Raw genomic sequence first — 18701 nt, forward strand, 5'->3', positions numbered from 1 at the left:
CGAGATAGTTCACCTCAACTCTTCTGGTTTTCAGAAATTAATCTAAAATTTAAGAATAATATTAGAATTGCTAATCTAATAGCGTAGTCGAGATGAAATTTTATTAATGCTGATTATCAACTAATAATCACTTCGACTTCGCTCAGTGAACGGATGCTTTCAGCGTTTTTGGACACCCTCTTTAAATAATGCTTTATTTATAACTATTTTCTGAATAAACTAGCTACCCAGAGAATTACGATAGCTCCGATTAACGCGGTTACCAATTGCCCGATTAATCCTCCCCAACTTATTCCTAATACACCTAGTAGCCATCCGCCAATGAAGGCACCTGCAATACCAAGAAGAATATTAATGAGGATGCCAAAGCCAGCACCTTTCATGATTTTGCCAGCTAAAAAGCCAGCTACTAATCCAATTAAGATAATGTAAAGTAATTCCATGTCTATGAATTTTAGTACAATACAAAATACAGATATTCACGCAACTCTCCAAATGCCCTAAATGCCTTGTTTGTTGTTAGTGAATTCAGAAATGATGTCTGTTCTTAAATCTTGAAATAATTTATGAACTTTCTCCATTCGCTCAATAGTTATTTTAGTCAAATACTCGCTTGCTTTTTCCGGACTTTCTTTTAATAATTCTTGCGCTTTTTTATCGATCTCATCCTGTTCGCTGAAAAATTCAGCTTCCATTGGATCACGTTTTTCGTGCAATACCTTAACAGCGTCTTGCCAGCGCAGGTACATTAGGTTATCAACAAAATCAACACACCACCTGATGCTGTTTTCTTGAAAATAGGCTGGATCATATACTTTGTAACATTCGGCAACATCTGTTACTCCTGTGTATATTGGTACATAAGCACTCGTGTAAGCATTATCAACAAAGAACCAATATATACCACCAACCTCGTTAGGAAGCCAGCCTCTAAGTTGGGTAATCATACCATATTCACCGCGTGCACGGGCCACATTCCTACGACGATTAATGTTTAATACCTTGCGCATCTCCTCAGTTGGGAATGGTGTTGCAAAGGCACTCTTAACAATTTCGCCATCCTTGCTAGGATAAAACCAGGCGGGTGCATTTTCCTTGTCGTAAATTGTTCCTGTGAAGGTTGAGCGCTGAAAGGCCATGATATCCTGTACTGACATCTTTTTTTCTGGTTTAACCGAAAAAGGGTAAAGCGATAGGGGCTCAACAAACTGTGTGTACTGATTATCGCCATCCCATGGTGAAGTGGTAAAACGATCAGGCCAGTTGGCGTAGTTGGGTGCGTACATGGCATAAAACTGCCAAAAGCGTGAAGTTGCCCATTCGCGTGGTATAGGTGCATAAGCCTCTTGCCAGATAAATGGCTTTCCCGATTTCGGATTGTACCATCCACGATCTATTGCCTCTTGTTTGTAGTTAGATGAAGCTCTATAGTTTGCTTTGTCCTTTAGATTAATTTGTTTAATAACACTCCAGTTAGGAATAATCATAACATGATCATCAGGCACGCGTTGAGCTGCCCAAATGCAACCTGGTTTTTTGCTTTCAGGCTTCCATTCATTTCCAACACTGAATACTTCAAGTACCCAAATTTCATTCACATCGGCGATGACTAAGGATTCGCTTTCGTCAACACATGAAGGTAAAAAACCATAGGTTTCGAGTAATTCAGTAATGAGTTTTAAAGCTTGCTCAGCAGTTGTGCAGCGTTGTAAAGCAAAGGCCTGAGCCTGCTCAATCGTCATTATTTGTTTGCAAATGCTACGATCCACCTTTAACTCGTCGCGCTGACTAAGTGTACTTTCGCCAATGGCTAATTGATTGGCATTTACCTGAGGGTAGGCCGTTTGAAAGTAGCTATTGGTTTGTTCAATTTGCGGGATGTTTCCTATAACCTTACCATAATCTCCCAGGGGGCGACCAGATTCAATCATACCCCAAAATACAGGCGCCTTGTCACCTTTTTTAAAGGATTGACCTGGAACAAAATTAATGCGACAATCGGGGCCTGCATCCGTGTGCGATACTATAACCGAACCATCGGTCGAAGCTTTTTTACCAACAGCAATTACGGTACAAGCATTACTGTTCCAATTAAATATTAATAGTGTGAATAATGAAACTAATATTGTTTTCATAATCTGTGTTTTTAACGTTTTATCTAAAAATAAAGCCATCTTTTAATGGATCACTAGGGTCGAACCAAAACTCGTTTTTGCCGCTTAAGGCAGCCGTACCGCTTACTTGTGGAATAACAGCATCATGAGGGCCATAGGTGCAGGTTTCACTCACCATCACGTCCATGCATGTACCTAAAATACTTTCTATTCGAATTTCTTCACCCAGCGCCAGTTCGCCTTTTGCATAATGTAGAGCTGCTCTGGCACTCACGCCTGAGCCTGTTGATGAGCGATCTACTTCACCTTCGGCAAAAATGCAAACATTCCTACTGTGATGCTTTGGATTATGGGCTTTGCCTGAAAAGATAGTACCATAGAGAAAACTCAAATCCGGTTCGAAAGGATGTGTGATTGGGTATTTATCCATGACGGCATATTTTATTTTTCGACCCCAATCAATCAACTGGTTGTAGTCTTTTTCTTCCATGCCAAGGCCTAGCTTATCCGCATCAACAAAGGCATAAAAAGCACCGCCATAAGCTACATCAAAATTGACTTCACCAATGCCATCAACATAAATACTTTCGTCTTGATGTAAGAGAAATGAAGGCACATTCAAAAAGGAAACTTTCTCAACAAGGCCATCTTTAATAAATGCTTTAGAACGAATCAACCCTGGAGGTGCATCAATTACCAGCGATGGTTCATTACTTGATTTTTCAATCATTCCCGTATCAAAAACAAGTTTTGTCAAGGCAATTATGGCATGGCCACACATGGTGCTGTAGCCTTCGTTATGTAGGAAAAATGTGCCAAAATCAGCATCTTTTGTAATTGGCTCTGTAATGAGTGCACCGTACATATCGGCGTGGCCACGTGGTTCAAACATGGTACCGGTTCGGATATGATCGAGCTGATCTCTAAAATAGCGGCGTTTTTCCAGGATGGTATTTCCTTTTACTTCTGGTAGTCCACCGTAAAGTACACGAAGAGGTTCGCCTCCTGTATGTAAATCAACGGTTTTTATTTTTAACCAGTTGCTTGGTGGTTGCCACTCCCATTTATTAAGTTGTATCATTGTATCTACTTAAAAATCAACTATTGTACCTATCTTATTTTGGCAAGCACTTTCATAAACAAGCTTAGCCGCAAAAAGGTCAAAAATGCCTAGACCAACTGTTTTAAATAGGCGCGTTTCTTTAAAACCAAGTTCGCTGGGGTCAGTTATTAGGTCTGAGATATGCTTAATGCAGTTATCTCTTAGCCATTTGTTTTCAATGGCTTGTATGATGTCACCGCTTTCTGTTTTTCCATGTTCCGCATCAATCCAGATGGTGTCGATTAAGCGGAAAAGGGCTTCGGGTAATTCCTGCATATCGGGTTTGTATGAGCCAACGCCAATAAAGGTTTTACCAAGTAGTAAGTCTTCCAAATTCGGAATAACCGGAATAGGTGAAGTGGTAGCCGTAGCTATCACTTCACTATTTATAATTACTTGCTGGGCATCTTCGCAGGGTGCCACTTCCACATCAGGACAATGCTCGGCCATGAATTTCATGAATTCATTGATATTGGCATGCGAAGGGTCAAACACATAAACACGTTGTATGTCACGCTCGTGACTAGCCAACCAGGCAATGTGTCGGCCTTGTATGCCTGCGCCAATAATGCCCAAAAACTGAACAGTAGGATCGGACAAGTGACGCAAGCCAACGCATGCAACTGCAGCGGTACGCATGGCAGTGATTTTAGCTCCATTCATTACCGCTACTGTTTCGCCATTCGAACCATCATTCAATACCAAAGTACCATTAATTGCTGGCATTTTGTGCTGAATATTATTTGGGAAAACAGAAACCAGTTTAGTTGAATATAAATCTGGCCCTATGGATGGCATTAAAAGCAAGGTGTTATCATTAATATCAACATGCATTCTGTCAGGCGTGAAGTAATCTTCATCCTGAACTGTTCTTAATGCTACTTCCATGGCATCAATCCAATGATGTGGCGATGCTGCTTTTTCAATCTGGTTCGACGATAATATGCGCATTACTCTTGGTTTTTAGAAGGCTTTTAAGCGTTCGTTTTCAACATCTTCAATTGACTTAGGTAGTTCTTTACCCAGTAAACGATAGCCATTCTCAGTAATCAAGAAATCTTCTTCGTTACGGCAACCACCAAAATCTTTATATTCTTCTAATTTAGTGAAGTTAAGGTGTTTTTGAAAACGTTTGTCATTTTTCCATAAATCAATCAATTGGGGAATGAAGTAGATACCCGGCTCAATGGTCAGTACGAATCCCGGCTCAAGTTTACGTCCCAAGCGCAAGGACTTTAATCCAAACTGCGTGCTTTTAGCTTCATTATCGTAGCCTACGTGCTGTTCGCCAAGGTCTTCCATGTCATGCACATCAAGTCCCATCATATGACCTAAACCACAAGGGAAGAATATGGCATGCGCCCCTTCAGCAATTGCTTCGTCAATATCACCTTTTACAAAATCAAGGTCTTTCATTCCGCGCATAATTTCGCGAGCCGATTCAAAGTATACCTCTTTAAAGGCAACTCCAGGTTTAAGCATTTCGATAGCGCGGTTGTGCGAGTTAAGAGCTACTTGGTAAATCTCTTTTTGTCTGCTTGTAAATTGCTTTCCAACAGGAAAGGTGCTTGACATATCGCCGGCGTAACCCATTGACGTTTCAGCTCCTGCATCTAAAAGAAATAACTGGCCATCTTTTAAAGTATTGCCGTGGTAATGGTTGTGCAATGTCTGGCCGTTAATTGTGGCAATTACAGGGAAGGAAATATAACCGTTTTGGGCAATGGCAATGCGTTCAACTTCAGCAGCAACTTCTGCCTCTGTCATACCAGGGCGAGCCATGCGCATAGCTGCCAAATGCATCTCAACCGTTGTGTTTACGGCCTTTTCAATTTCAACAATCTCCTCGTCTGATTTATAGTTACGTTGTTTGATGACTGCTTTAACTAATTCTAGCGAAGATTTTTGTTTTACTTCATTTGGTAAAATACCTAACCATTCAAATAGTTTGATCTTACTCTCGCCACGATAGACAGGCAAGAAATGGATTGGTCGACCTTGGCGTTGTGCCTCTGACAGATCTAGCGATAGTTGAACAATACTAGCCGTGTTTTTCACCCCGCAACTTTCACCCCGTTGTTTAATGTTTGGCTGGTTACCCATCCAAACAATGCTATCGATTGTATAATCATCACCATAAATAGTTTCTTCACCCGATTCAACATCAATAGCACCAACTAATTCAGGATGACTAATGCCGAAGAAGTAAAGGAAAGAACTATCCTGGCGGTACTTAAAAGTGTTATCGGCATAATTCATTGGGCTTTCATCGTTTCCTATGAAAATTACGATTCCCTTGTCGACATCTTTGGCCAGTTGCTGGCGTCTTTTTATATATGTTTCTTTTTTAAACATGGTAATTGGTTTTTAGAGATTTATATTATTTGATTTTGTATTGTGCCGGAGGATTAATTCCATGTAAGTGTTTCACAAAAAAGTCCCAACGCTTGCGTATTAGGTATTTGTCGTAATAAACCTGACCATGATCTTTATTAGGAATTAGAATTATTTCAAAATCCTTATTGGCCTTAATAAGTTCGGCTGCAAAACGGGTAGAGGCTGTTGGGTTTACATTCTGATCTAAGTCGCCATGTAGTAAAAGTAATTTACCCTCCAATTTATGTGCCTGATAATAGTTTGATTGCTCGTTGTAATGTTCCTTAACCGGGTAGCCCATGTACAACTCCGGCCACCAGGCTTTTGCTGAGCGGTGATCGTGATTACCTGCGGTTGCAACACCAACTTTGTACCAATGTGGATAAGCTAATAATGCTCTGGCCGCATCATATCCACCTGCCGAATGACCAAAAATACCTACTCGTGTGGTGTCCATCCAAGTATATTTCTTAGCCAAAGCTTTCATGGCAAGTATTTTGTCTGGCCCACCAATGTCGCCAAGGTTTTTATACGAAACATCGTGGAACGATTTTGAACGAAAGGCCGAACCCATTCCATCAATATTAACCAGTACAAAACCAAGCTGTGTTAAAGGTGTATCATCGTTATTTAATCCACGATAAAAAGTTTTTGGTGCGCGAATTGTTTGCGGGCCACTATAGGTGCCTTCAATAATTGGGTACGATTTATTAGGATCTAAATTGTAGGGTTTAAACACTACACCATATATATCGGTAACACCATCGCGCCCTTTGCATACGAAGGCTTCAGGTTTTTGCCAGCCCATTGCTAGCAGGTCTTTGATGTCGCCATTTTCTAGTGCTGATAATGCTTTACCATCGCTTAAGCGTCGTAGAACCGCCTTGTTTGGCTCTTCAATGGTTGAATAGTTATCAACAAAGAATTTGTTATCGGGTGATAATTTAACGGTGTGAAATGCTTTTTCAGGCGTTAAGAGTTTCAATTGTTTCCCATTGAAATTGACTACATAAAGCATAGGATAATAAGGATCGCAATCTTCTTTACCACTGGCTGTGAAATATATTTTCTTGTTTTTACTATCAACGTGTTCGATGCTTCTAATCACATAGTTGCCCTTGGTTACTTGTTTAACTAGCTGGCCATCTTTTAAGCTATGACGGTAAATGTGGTTATAATTATCTTGTTCTGATAACCATAAGAATTCATTCTCTGAATCAAGTAGAATGAAATCTCCATTTTGTGGGTCAACATAAGTTGCAGCTTCCTCATTAAAAATTGGTTTGCTGCTTGCATTAGCAGGATCTATATGTAATATTTCGCATGATTGGTAACCGCGTTTATATCTTAAATGATAGGCACTTTTACTATCCTTGGTCCATTTAAACCCATAGGATAAAAATGGAGCAGATGGCGAGATATCCAATTGTTTAACGCTATTGTTTTGTGTGTCAATAATAACATATTCCACTGTAGCTGTGATTGAATCGCCAGCCAAGGGACGTTCATAAGAATATACCTCAGAACGGTCGCCGGTTTCGGGTAATGTTTTATACAAATACAAATTTCGTGCTTGACGACGATCATATTTTCCAACAATCACATAACGGCCATCGGGGCTCCAATCAAAATCGGTGTTTAAATCATGATCAGCTTCACTTTCAATATTTAGAGTGGAGTACCACGATGGTGAAACACCGTAGCCGTATGCTTTGTTACCATCTTTGGTTATTTGTGTTTCACCATTGCTATTACTAAGCCATAAGTTGTAGTCTTTTACAAAAATAGTATGTTGCTTATTAGGTGATTTACTACTTAAGGGTAGACCTTTACTTTTTTCTTCAAGCTTGCTTAGGGTATTTGCCTTAATATCAAATTTTAAATGGAAGGTGTCGGCCTTAAACTGCAGAACATTGAGGCTATCGATGTACTTTACTTGTTTAAGTGGTAAAGCATACGGTTTAACTTCTTTATCTAATTTTTTACTAAGCTGTTGAGCCAATTGGTATTGACTAAATAATGAGTCGCGTTGAAATTTAACTAGGTCATATTTAATGTATTCTGTTCCTTTGCGCGAATTAGTCGTGTACCAAACTGATGAAGTATTTTTACCCCAGTTTGCCACTACCCATGAATTGTAGTAATGCTTACTTAGGTTAGAAGAGATAAAGGCTTCGGCGCGTTGATAATCTTCTTCGGTAACTTGGGCTTTAAGCATGCTTAAACTTAATAATCCCAATAAAAAGATAATGTTAGTTTTCATTTTCATGAATTGTTTTTGTTCGATAATTAATCTGGTTGCTTCTCGATCGCTTATTTAAAAACAATTGAGAATTAAGGTTATGCTTCTTGATGAATGTACAATTTATGCACATTTTAATCAAATAACGATTGTATGTTATTCGGATTTGCACCTATTTAGTGCCTACCATAGAACGTTTGAAAGTAAAACGGGGAGTATCAATAAATCCAACACTCAAAAAGACCCATGCCATATCGGCCATAGAGATTGTTGTGGATAATGTAATGACATGAGCTAGTAGTGGAAGTAGTTCCACAACTTGAATAAAACCTGGTTTTATTTGTTACAATTGAGCTCATCAAATCTTTTTAACTGCTGCAAGTTAAAAAAATATTAAATTGTTCGATGTTTAAAGCGTAAAAAAGTAAAGGTTAGTCCTAATTGTATGATTTTTGGCAGTGTTTAAGCCATGTTTTGCCAAAAAAAAACCAGCAACATTTGTTGCTGGCTCTATCTTTTGAATCGTGTTAAGTTTAAAATACGTATCTCAAACCAAAGGAAATTCCAAAATTAAAATCATTATATGTATTACCTATTCCAAACATAGGTCTGGTATCAACACTTAGATTTAAAGGGATTTCTTCAAAGTTATATTCAACACCCACTTGACCACCAAGACCAAGGTAAACACCTGAAGAACGATCTCCGTCTTTACCACTCTTGTACGACCATGAGCCAATTTGAGCTCCTGGTCCAGCATACCAATTAAATCCACCTTCAATATTCCACACCCAATGGTAAATACCAGCTAGGTTAAAACCAGATCCATTTGAATATGAGCTCAAACCTAAATCCGCTTCTAATCGGTTTGTATTTGATAATCCTCTTTGATACGAAACCTCAGCTCCAAAATAGTTACCACCACCAAGACGTAGTCCTAATGCATGTTCGTTGGTTTGAGCTATTGCTCCAATGCTTAGCATTGCACAGAATAATACGATTAATTGTTTTTTCATCTTTTAATTAATTGCTTTTGGAAATAAATGGAACATTTGATTATTAGTTTTTAATCAGGTAAAATAACCTATCTAATAAAATAAAGGGCCATTAAATTTTTACTCAAGATCTGTAAGTTAAAACACACTTCCTGAGTAATTGTTTATGGTGCAAAAGTAAGTATTTTGATATTATAGTGGCAACCTGAAGTTAAATATTGTACCATTATTTTTGTTTGATTCTACCCAAATTTGTCCCTTATGTTCTTCAATTGCAATTTTACAGAAACTTAAACCTAAACCGGTAGAATTAGATATACCTGATTTTTGGGCATCAAGCTGTTTGTATAAATCAAAAACAGAATCATGTTGTTCTTCAGGAATGCCGTTGCCTTGATCGCTAATCGAGAGGATGATGGTGTTTTTATCTGGTTTGCCACTGATGGTTATCTCGCCATTAGTGGGACTGTATTTTATGGCATTTGTCAATAAATTAATATAAACTCGCTTAATGATTTCAGGATCGAGATTAATCGTAATGGCTTCCGTATTATTAATGATTTTAATATTGTTGTCTTTGTTGAGTAAGAATCGTACTTCTTCTATTGCCTCGTCAGTATGTTCCTTTATGTTGACTTTTCTGTAAAATAACTGAAGCGAACTATTTTCATATTTTCGAACGTCAAGTATGTTCTCAACCATGTATAACATTTGCCTGCTTGCACTGTGTATGTGTTCGAGGAACAATGCATCGTTGAGGGAAGATAGGCCTATGATTGAGTTTAACGGATTTTTTAAATCGTGAACAATCATACTGATCAGTGATTCTTTGAATCGCTCTAACTGCTGATTTTTCGTTAAGGTTTTCTTTAACTCATCACGCTGTTTAATTAATTCATTCTTTTTGTGTTCAAGGTCGATGGTTTTCTCTGATACAGTTTTCTCAAGCAGAATTTTGTTTTGCTTGTATTTGTTAAGTCTCATTCTGTACTGAACAACAACTGTAATTAATACGAAAAGCCCTAAGCCAATAAAGAACCATTTTGTTTGCCACCAGGCTCTTTCTTTCACAACAGTAATTGTTTTTCCTCTTGTGAGTTGAGCCGAACCATCTAATTTGTTTACCGGATAAATGTTTAACTCATAGGTTCCAGCAGGTAAATTATGAAAAGATATTTCTTTATTGGTAATATACATATCAGATGTGATACCATTGTTTTTAATGGTATAAGCGATTAAATCTCTTTGATTTATTTGGTAGTTAATAACACTCACGCCAAAACTAAAAAAGTTAACATGATGTGGTAAGGTGATTTTATTGAGATAGTTAATCTGCTTTTTTAATTGGTATTTTTTAGCGTAGGTATCTCCGGTTTTTATAATACGATTAAACACGGTGAAGCGATTAATGAAGAGGTTTTGGTCTATGCTCGGCGAAATGAATTTTTCGGCATCAATAATGTTAAAGCCATTTATGCCACCAAATATTAATTTATTGTCAGATAGTTGGGCATAAGAGCCAGGTTGATATTCTTTCTCCTGTATATTTATACTACTAATAGTAGTCAGCTTTTGGTTTGATGGATTATATCGGAATAGTCCATGCGAGGTACTCAACCATAGGTTCAGTTCGTAATCTTCTAATATTCCATAGACATCAGTTCCAATATTTACTATGTCTATGTGTTTAAAATCGTTTTCAACTTCATCAAATAGGTAAAGGCCATTGTCGGTACCAATGTAAATTGACGAGTCTGCAGTAACTGCAGTGGTGTAACTAATGCGTGTGTTGATGTTATCAAACATCTCCCCCGTAAATTCAGAACTATCAATGCGTATTGTTCCTCCTCCTGCACTCGATAGCCATAATGCACCATCAATCTTGGTTACATGAAAGAAATCTTTTAGCTCATAGTTGTTTTGATGATAAATATAAATACTTGAGAATTCATTGTTCTTTAAAGTATAGAATCCACCACCAACCGTTGCAACATAATAGGTTCCATCGTCAAAAATAACACTGCGAATAAAGTTTGAAAATAGTTCACTATTGTCTGTGTTGAAATTGGTAATGTTGTCATTTTCAATATCAATAATGAATAAGCCTTTATTAAATGTACCAACCATTACTTTATTTTCGCTATGGTTGTAGTTGATGGCAGTTATTGGATTCGAGCCTATTTGATTAATGTATTTTCTGTATTCTGGCGGTATGGCTTGGTATGATTTTTCATTGCGGTTAAACACGCCAATACCATTCTCTGTTCCAATCCATATATAGCCATTTTTATCCTCGGTAAAGCCATTTACAATATTGTTTGGAAGTTCATTGGTGGTTTCAGCATCTTTGTAAAAATGCTCAATTCCATCCTCCTTAAGCACCGCTTTGCTTAAGCCACCTTTAAAGTAGCCTAACCATAATATTCCGTTTTCATCGTAGTATAGACTTTGTAGCTGATTATTTATTAATGAATACGGATTATGAGTATTGTGCAAGTAATGACTAGACTTAAAATCGTCCGTGTTAATATGAAGCAAACCGTTTCCATCAGTTGCTATTATTAGATTGCCTTTCTCATCTAAATGCATGTCAGCAACATGTGCTCCATCATGTTCTTGTAATTCAGTAGGAAGAGATATTTGCTGATAGTTTTTATCTAATAAAATTAGCCCACCTTGCTCTGAGCCTATCCAAAAATTTCCCTTTTTATCTACGACCACATCAGTCATATCGGCGAAAGGAAGGTTTACCTCAGCAACCTTTTTATAAACACCTGTTTCGGTATTCATTTGGATTATTTCGCCATCATTGGTAAATAATATAAGTAAGGTCTCATATTTTTGAATAATCGCTCTAATGTCCGGCTCTCCTTTGGTTAATACTTCCTCAAATACAAAGTGCTCGAATGTACCATCCCCGTTTGTTACATTTAATCCATAGACAGCGCCAATCCATAGGCGATCGTCATGTTGTGAATGTAAACAATTAATGTAATTATCTGTAATGGTATTTGGGGTATAATTTCCGTGTACTCGATAGTGTTGGTATTCGCCTGATTCAATGTCAACACTATACAGGCCATCGCCCCATGTTCCTACCCACAGTTGATTAGGTTTTAATTCACTAATAACATTAGCCGACGAATAGGTACGATGAATTGTATCGCTTATAAAATGATTGAGCGGAATAAATTCTTCTCCTGTAAACAGATTTACCCCACGAATTGTGCCAAGCCATAGCAAACCATTTCTATCTTTATAAATATCATTTATGGTGCTGTTGCCAAGACCATCATCCAGATTATACGATTGAAATTTAATGGAAGATGCATGTATCTTTCCTATAGAAAGTAATATGATGAAGAATACGTATATGTACCTTAGTTGCATGCGAAATTTTTAATTGGCAATAGCATGTTTATAGAATAAGTGAGCGAGTAACTATTGTTGACCATAGTTTTAAACGTGAAGTTACCCAAAAGGTTTCTAAAATAGCAGGTCATGTTTTATTATTCGATTTCAATATTAACTATGTGATAGGATTTTTAACTTTTCCTAACTAAATGCAACCGAGCTTTGGCACAATACTTGGAATATACCTGTCAGATTTTTTTTCATAGATTTGGGTTAGGTTAGAAAAAGGGATTAAGCAACGGCTTAGTTCCTTTTTTATTTCAAGCCCTCCACAAACATTTTATCGGCTAGCTCATTGGCCGTAGCCTTATCAGTGAGCATTTCAACCAATTGTAAGGAAAATCGCATGGAAGCCCCGGCAGCCTTTCCTGTTAATAGATTAGTATCTTTAATCGTTAATTCATCACTATGATTGCTTTTGCCTAAATGTTTTTCAAAACCAGGGTAACAGGTTGTATTTTTATTATCAGTAATGCCTAGTGTACCCAATATCATTGGTGCCGCGCATATGGCTCCGATTAATTTACCTTCTTTCGCGAAGTTTATTAATAATTGGTTGAGTGCTTTATGTTTTTGCAATTTTTCAGCACCAGGCAGGCCGCCAGGTAATACTAAACATGTGACATTGGTATAGTCAACATCTTCAAAAAATTTATCAGCAACAACTTTAATGTTGTGAGAGCCTTCTACTTCGAGTTTATCTGATATGGAGATGGTGCTTACTTTTATATTAGCTCTACGCAGCACATCTACTGGTGTTAGTGCCTCTATTTCTTCGAAACCATCGGCTAAGAATATTGCTACATGATTCATGTTAAGCGTTTATGTTGATAATGTTTTGGTATTAACAAAGATAGAAAATGTACAAAGTCATTCAAAGTTTAATCAAGCATAAACCTTTTTTAATACCGATCCCAAAGGTTTAGTTTTTCAATTCTGGCTCGCACTGCAGATTGGCTGCGGCCAAGTAGATGCGAAATATGAGGGAGTGGTTTACCCGATACAAATAGTTGGGTTAATTCAACTTCTTCAGCACGCGACCAACGAGCATTTCTGTTCGAGGATTGAGATTGACCACTTTGCTTTTTCATTTGCAGTGCGGAGTCGGTGCTAATAGTTTTCATATCAGAAATGTAAAAGCTAGTAGGTAGCAAACCTGAAGGGATATGTAGTTGACTTTTGGTTCGAGTGACTGCTACATATAATATATTGATTTCCTCTTCAATTTTAGCCACATCTATTTCACCTGCTTTTATTCCTGACTTGGCATCCATTATACTTTGTTCATTAATGAAATCTTCCTGAAGAAATACTTCATCAAATTCAAGGCCTTTGCATTTATGAACGGTTGAGAAGACCATATCAGCTTCATGTTTTTGCGATACGTCAACTTGGCAATCCTTAATACGTTTTAAATAATAGGGGAGATCTTTGTGGTATTTTTCAACTAGATCAATTAAAGGTTTAAGATTCGAACCACCTGTTTCGTTAATGTAATGTTTGAGCTCTTCAAAGCCCGGCATAACAGCAATTTGAGCATCTTTAATAAGGTGGCGATTGCCATTGTACAGATTAAGTATGTCGTAAATTGAGCCTCCTTCGTCCGAGAAAGTATAGGAGTTCAGTTGGCCTTCAAAGTAAATTTTACTGAGCTCTCGTTGTTGAACCAAAAGTTCAATGGCTCTTGATAGTAAGCTACTGTTGGAGCGGGCAAGGGTTAAACGATTATTAATGGTTTTGTGCTGACCTCTGCCGCTAATTCGTGCTGAACCGTCTAAACCAATGTGTGATTTTAAATTTAAGATGGAAGAGGCCAAAGTGGCTACTTCGGGGTTGAATCGAAAACTCTTACTTAGAAATTGAGTATCGAAATCAACCACCTGAAGTGCGTTTGTAGCATATCGCCAGCTATAAATCTGCTGATGCTGATCGCCTATGATAATTTTATTAGCTTGTTGATTCAAAAAGGTGTGCAACATAGCCGGTGATGCATCTTGTCCCTCATCAAAAAGGATGTAGCGATGTGGAAGCTGAATGTTGGCTAGTTGAAATTGTTTGAGGTAAAAATCATGCGTGATTTCAATTTCACCATTGTACATCTTACCAAGAAATTGTCGGGTATAAAACTCTATTGCATCGTAATATTGACTGACAAATGTTTTACTTTCCGGCTCGTGAATGGTATCGCCATAATTAAGCTGTATTACCTTATAGGCCGAACTATTGCAAAAATAACTAACAAAGCGAAGCACATGGTTGGCCAACTTTAGGTGCAATAGGTCTCCTGTTTTTTGAGGTATATTAAGTATGCTTACTACCTCATGTGCTTGATACGAATAACGTAGCTTGTAGCCAGACCTGGGCATTACATATTTGAATGCCAGTGAATGGGCTGTTTCAACTTGCACATTGTCGAGTCCCAAAGCTTGCAGTTTGTGTTCTGCTTCTTGTTTTACCGATTTATTAAAGGCTAAATATAATATTGGTTGACTCGTCCTACGTTGTGCGTATTCAAGTATAGTTGTGGTTTTACCAGAACCAGCAACAGCATTTACTTTCAGGTCTCCTTCCGTTTCTATAATTTGCTGTTGTTCGTCGGTTAAATGCATATACTGAGCCTTGTTTATTGAGCCCACAAAACTCCTAAAACTAATCAAGCTTTACAAATAAAAAACGGCTTCTATTTGATAATAAAACGAGGTTTAGATTAATGTACTGATCTATGTTTATCTAAGGCTGTTTTTTTATATCTCTTAATCGACTATTGGTATTTATTCAATATGTCCTTCATTTTTTTATAAAGTTGATGAGCTTCGTTGAGAGTAACTTCTTTGAAACGAATCTTATCTCCTGGTTTTAATTGGGCTAAGATGTGATGGTCGGCACTAACCACTTGGGCAATTCTTGTATAACCGCCTGTTGTTTGCCGATCTGCCATCATTATGATTGGCTTTCCATCGCTAGGCACCTGAATGGTTCCAAAACTAATGGCCGATGAAATAATATCAGCGTTATTATTTATTTGTCCTATTTTAGGTCCATTCAAGCGGTAACCCATTCTATCGCATTGGGGACTTAATTCATAATCGGAACACAAGAAATGTTTAATCCCTTCCCATTCAAACCGATCTTTCTCAGGACCTGGTATAATTCTTAACTCAACATGCTGAGGGTATTGGGGAATATGCTTTCTGCTAATTCTTCGTCTTTTGCATTTCTTACTTATTTTATTGATCTCAATTTCATCTCCTACCATCAATGCTCTGCCCTTAAAGCCACCTAGCTTACCCTTAATGTATGTTGACTTGCTAGCCATAATAATTGGCAGATTAAAACCTCCAGCAATTGCCAGATATGACCTTGCACCCTCTGTAATGTTCTGAATATCTATTTGGTCGTTGGTTTTTATTACTAAAGTTCGATGACTCTTAGCCTGCTTGCCATTAAGTAACACAACACATTTGCCCCCGGTTATCGCAATGTTGGTATCAAAATTAAACCGTAAGGTGGCTCCTGTTAATGTCATTTCTAAACAGGCTTCGTTTGTTTGGTTTGAAACCAGATAATTAGCAAGTTGTAATGCGTATTTATCCATTGCCCCACCAACTGGCATGCCAATGTGTTGGTGGTTCTCTCTACCTTCATCCTGAAAAGTACTGAATAAACCGGGATTAATAACTGTGATTTTATTCATGAGAGAGGAGTATGGTTTCAACTTCAATATTATAGTTTCCGCTATCAACTTCAGTTTTTATGCTATTAAACGTACTTTCATTGATGGCATTAAACTGGATATAATCTCCAGCATTAATAAGCACTTCTGGTTGACGATTCACATCGAATAATTTGAATGGCGTTTCACCGATGATTTGCCATCCACCGGGACTATCGATAGGGTATATGCCAGTTTGTGATCCGGCTATTCCAACAGAACCTTCTTTAATCAGAGGCCTGGGAATGGCTTTCCGAGGCGTTGAAATTTGTTTATTTAATCCTCCTAAATAAACAAAACCAGGGGTGAACCCTAGCATATATACTAAGTATTTGGGTTCAGTATGTTTATTTATAACCTCTGTTGTGCTTAGCTTATTTTGCCTAGCTACAATTTCCAAGTCGGGGCCATTCAATCCGCCATATAACACAGGGATATGTATTAATTTAGCCACAGAGTCAGTATCGTCCAAGTTCTTTAAATCTATTGCCTTTAAGTGCTTTAGTAATGTATTGTGGTTTATAACTAGAGGATCATAATGTATAGTGATCTCGCAATAGGTTGGTAATATTAGCGTTACACCCTTTAGATCCATTGCCAATATGGCATGGTAATAACTTATAACGTGCTTATGTACTTCTGGATGTATCTCTTGTCCAAATCGTAAGATGAATGCTTGATCACCAGCTATATGAAATGTAGGTTTAATCATATCATACTTTTCATAGAACAGATTTCATAAGCTTTGTCTGTTATTGCTTTGTGTAATTTTTGAGTGAGTGTTAGGGCATCTTTGTTATCACCATGAACACATACACTTTGAGCATTCAGGTTAATTTTCTCACCTTCTATGGTTTCAACAGTTTTGTTCTCCAAAATATTTAGCACTTGTTTGATGCTTTGATCGTTATTTTCTATTACCGCATTTGGAATTGAACGGGCAACAAGAAAACCTTGATTATTGTACCGTCTATCGGCAAATGCTTCCGAAATACTTTGCAAGCCAATATCGGATGCAGCTTTGATGTGTTGAGAATTGGCCAAGCCAACAAAGAGGAGGGAGTCGTCTATTTTTTGTACTGCTTTAGCAATGCAATGTGCCATGGTATAGTCATTGGCTGCCATGTTATACATGGCACCGTGCGGTTTAACATGTTCAAGTTTTCCGCCCAATGCTTCCGTCATCGATTTTAAAGCGGATACCTGATATAGTACGCAGCTAAATAATTCACCTTCGCTCAGGTTCATGTTTCTTCTTCCAAATCCTTGAAGATCGGGAAAACCTGGGTGGGCTCCAATGGATACATTGTTACTAAGTGCTTGCTCTATCGTTTTTTGTATTACGCTGGGATCGCCCGCATGAAAGCCACAGGCAATATTTGCTGAACTAATAAGTTTGAGAATTTCATTGTCATTTCCACAATTGTATTTCCCGAAACTCTCACCCAGGTCGCTATTTAAATCTATTTTACACATACATATCAGATTAAACCAAATACAGATAAAATACTTTTTAAGCCTAGGCCAATGGCAACAAGTACGATTAGGATACCCAGAATATTTGACAGCCGTCCATTGGCATATTGGCCAAGTAAACTTTTGTTATTCATTACAACTACCAGAAAGATTGCTATTACTGGTAGCAGCACACCATTGGTGACTTGTGCAAACAAAATGGCTTTAAGCGGTTTGTAACCAAAGCCAGCAAAAATAACACCTATGCCTAAAATGATCATCCAAATTAATTTGAAACGTAGGCTCTTTAAATCTTTCTTCCAGCCCAATATACCACATGTTGCATATGCCGCTGCTAAAGGTGCTGTTATTGAAGATGAAATACCTGCAGCAAACAAACCTAAAGCCAAAAAGTATTTAGCCCATGTTCCCAAAACAGGTTCAAGTTGAACGGCTAAATCAGCGGCTCCAGAAATGGATATTCGTGTGCTGTAAAAGGCCATGGCTGATGTAATAATTATTGTCATTGAAATGATGCCACCCATTATAATTGAAAAGACCAGATCAAAGCGTGCTTCGCCAAGGTGTTCTGGTTTTTTCCAACGTTCCTGAACAGCAGAAGCGTGTAAAAAAAGGTTATAAGGAACCACTGTTGTACCTATTAATCCAATTACCATTAAGGCCGAATTATCAGGTAGGCTTGGGATAAACATACCTTTTAGAATTTCTACTGTGTTGGGACCAATGATAAAAGCTGTGGATATAAAAACAATACTCATTATTAATACCAGGCCAATGAGTGCTTTTTCAAGCATTCGATAATTACCAATGGCAAGCAATACAAAGGCAATTAAGCCTATTATAATTGAAATGTGGGAGGTGTTGTTATAGTTGATAATGGTGCTGAGTCCCATGGCTGAACCAAGAAGGTTACCTGTTTCATAAGCTGCATTACCTATTGCTATGGCAGATATGATTAGAATGGCAGCAAGTACTCTTGAAGTAGGAGATGAGAGTTGTAAACGAATGGATTCACCCAAGCCTTTTTGCGTGATAATACCTAGTCGTGCTGACATTTCTTGTAAAACAATGGTGGCAATTACCGAAAATGTTAATCCCCATAACAATGCCATACCAAACCCTGCACCTGCTAACGAACAGGTGGTTATTGTGCCTGGGCCTATAAACGCAGCTGTAACAAGGCTTCCTGGTCCTAGTTTTGATAGTTTGGTTGACAACTGTTTTAAAGAGAATTTTCCCATTGTTGATAATATAATTCAGATATTAATAT

Annotated in this window: 14 protein-coding genes; all 14 read right to left on the minus strand. The window is 37.8% G+C overall.

Annotation, left to right across the window (positions count from 1 at the left end):
- Nucleotides 1–203: 203 nt before the first annotated feature.
- Nucleotides 204–443 (minus strand): GlsB/YeaQ/YmgE family stress response membrane protein, encoded by a 240-nt coding sequence (locus tag ACRD7B_RS09220; RefSeq protein ID WP_430824240.1) that lies wholly within the window; start codon nucleotides 441–443, stop codon nucleotides 204–206.
- A gap of 57 nt (nucleotides 444–500) precedes the next feature.
- A complete protein-coding gene (locus tag ACRD7B_RS09225) occupies nucleotides 501–2135 on the minus strand; it encodes a dipeptidase (protein ID WP_430824241.1) in 1635 nt (544 codons plus the stop codon).
- A gap of 19 nt (nucleotides 2136–2154) precedes the next feature.
- On the minus strand, nucleotides 2155–3195 hold the full coding sequence (locus ACRD7B_RS09230) for a proline racemase family protein (protein WP_430824242.1): 1041 nt from the start codon (nucleotides 3193–3195) through the stop codon (nucleotides 2155–2157).
- 9 nt (nucleotides 3196–3204) lie between these two features.
- A complete protein-coding gene (locus ACRD7B_RS09235) occupies nucleotides 3205–4167 on the minus strand; it encodes an ornithine cyclodeaminase family protein (protein WP_430824243.1) in 963 nt (320 codons plus the stop codon).
- 12 nt (nucleotides 4168–4179) lie between these two features.
- On the minus strand, nucleotides 4180–5571 hold the full coding sequence (locus ACRD7B_RS09240; RefSeq protein ID WP_430824244.1) for an aminopeptidase P family protein: 1392 nt from the start codon (nucleotides 5569–5571) through the stop codon (nucleotides 4180–4182).
- Between the two features lie 25 nt (nucleotides 5572–5596).
- Nucleotides 5597–7855 (minus strand): S9 family peptidase, encoded by a 2259-nt coding sequence (locus tag ACRD7B_RS09245; protein WP_430824245.1) that lies wholly within the window; start codon nucleotides 7853–7855, stop codon nucleotides 5597–5599.
- Between the two features lie 512 nt (nucleotides 7856–8367).
- Entirely contained in the window at nucleotides 8368–8850 is a 483-nt protein-coding gene (locus tag ACRD7B_RS09250; protein ID WP_430824246.1) for a hypothetical protein, read from the minus strand.
- A 171-nt stretch (nucleotides 8851–9021) separates the two neighbouring features.
- Nucleotides 9022–12219 carry a sensor histidine kinase gene (locus ACRD7B_RS09255; RefSeq protein ID WP_430824247.1) on the minus strand — a complete coding sequence of 1066 codons (3198 nt, stop codon included), beginning with the start codon at nucleotides 12217–12219 and terminating at the stop codon, nucleotides 9022–9024.
- Between the two features lie 279 nt (nucleotides 12220–12498).
- On the minus strand, nucleotides 12499–13056 hold the full coding sequence (locus ACRD7B_RS09260; RefSeq protein ID WP_430824248.1) for a DJ-1 family glyoxalase III: 558 nt from the start codon (nucleotides 13054–13056) through the stop codon (nucleotides 12499–12501).
- A gap of 89 nt (nucleotides 13057–13145) precedes the next feature.
- Nucleotides 13146–14852: a UvrD-helicase domain-containing protein gene (locus tag ACRD7B_RS09265; RefSeq protein ID WP_430824249.1), complete on the minus strand. Its 1707-nt coding sequence runs from the start codon at nucleotides 14850–14852 to the stop codon at nucleotides 13146–13148.
- Between the two features lie 152 nt (nucleotides 14853–15004).
- Complete coding sequence (locus tag ACRD7B_RS09270; RefSeq protein WP_430824250.1) at nucleotides 15005–15937, minus strand: 5-oxoprolinase subunit C family protein; 933 nt, start codon at nucleotides 15935–15937, stop codon at nucleotides 15005–15007.
- Nucleotides 15930–16667 (minus strand): 5-oxoprolinase subunit PxpB, encoded by a 738-nt coding sequence (pxpB, locus tag ACRD7B_RS09275; protein WP_430824251.1) that lies wholly within the window; start codon nucleotides 16665–16667, stop codon nucleotides 15930–15932. The genes ACRD7B_RS09270 and pxpB overlap by 8 nt, the downstream gene beginning before the upstream one ends.
- The gene (locus ACRD7B_RS09280) at nucleotides 16664–17431 is read right to left on the minus strand and encodes a 5-oxoprolinase subunit PxpA (protein WP_430824252.1); all 768 of its coding nucleotides are present in this window, start codon (nucleotides 17429–17431) and stop codon (nucleotides 16664–16666) included. Before ACRD7B_RS09280 ends, pxpB begins: the two co-directional genes overlap by 4 nt.
- Before the next feature lie 5 nt (nucleotides 17432–17436).
- Nucleotides 17437–18672: an Nramp family divalent metal transporter gene (locus ACRD7B_RS09285; RefSeq protein WP_430824254.1), complete on the minus strand. Its 1236-nt coding sequence runs from the start codon at nucleotides 18670–18672 to the stop codon at nucleotides 17437–17439.
- Nucleotides 18673–18701: the final 29 nt, after the last annotated feature.

This window comes from Carboxylicivirga fragile (assembly GCF_050589805.1).
Taxonomy (GTDB): domain Bacteria; phylum Bacteroidota; class Bacteroidia; order Bacteroidales; family Marinilabiliaceae; genus Carboxylicivirga; species Carboxylicivirga fragile.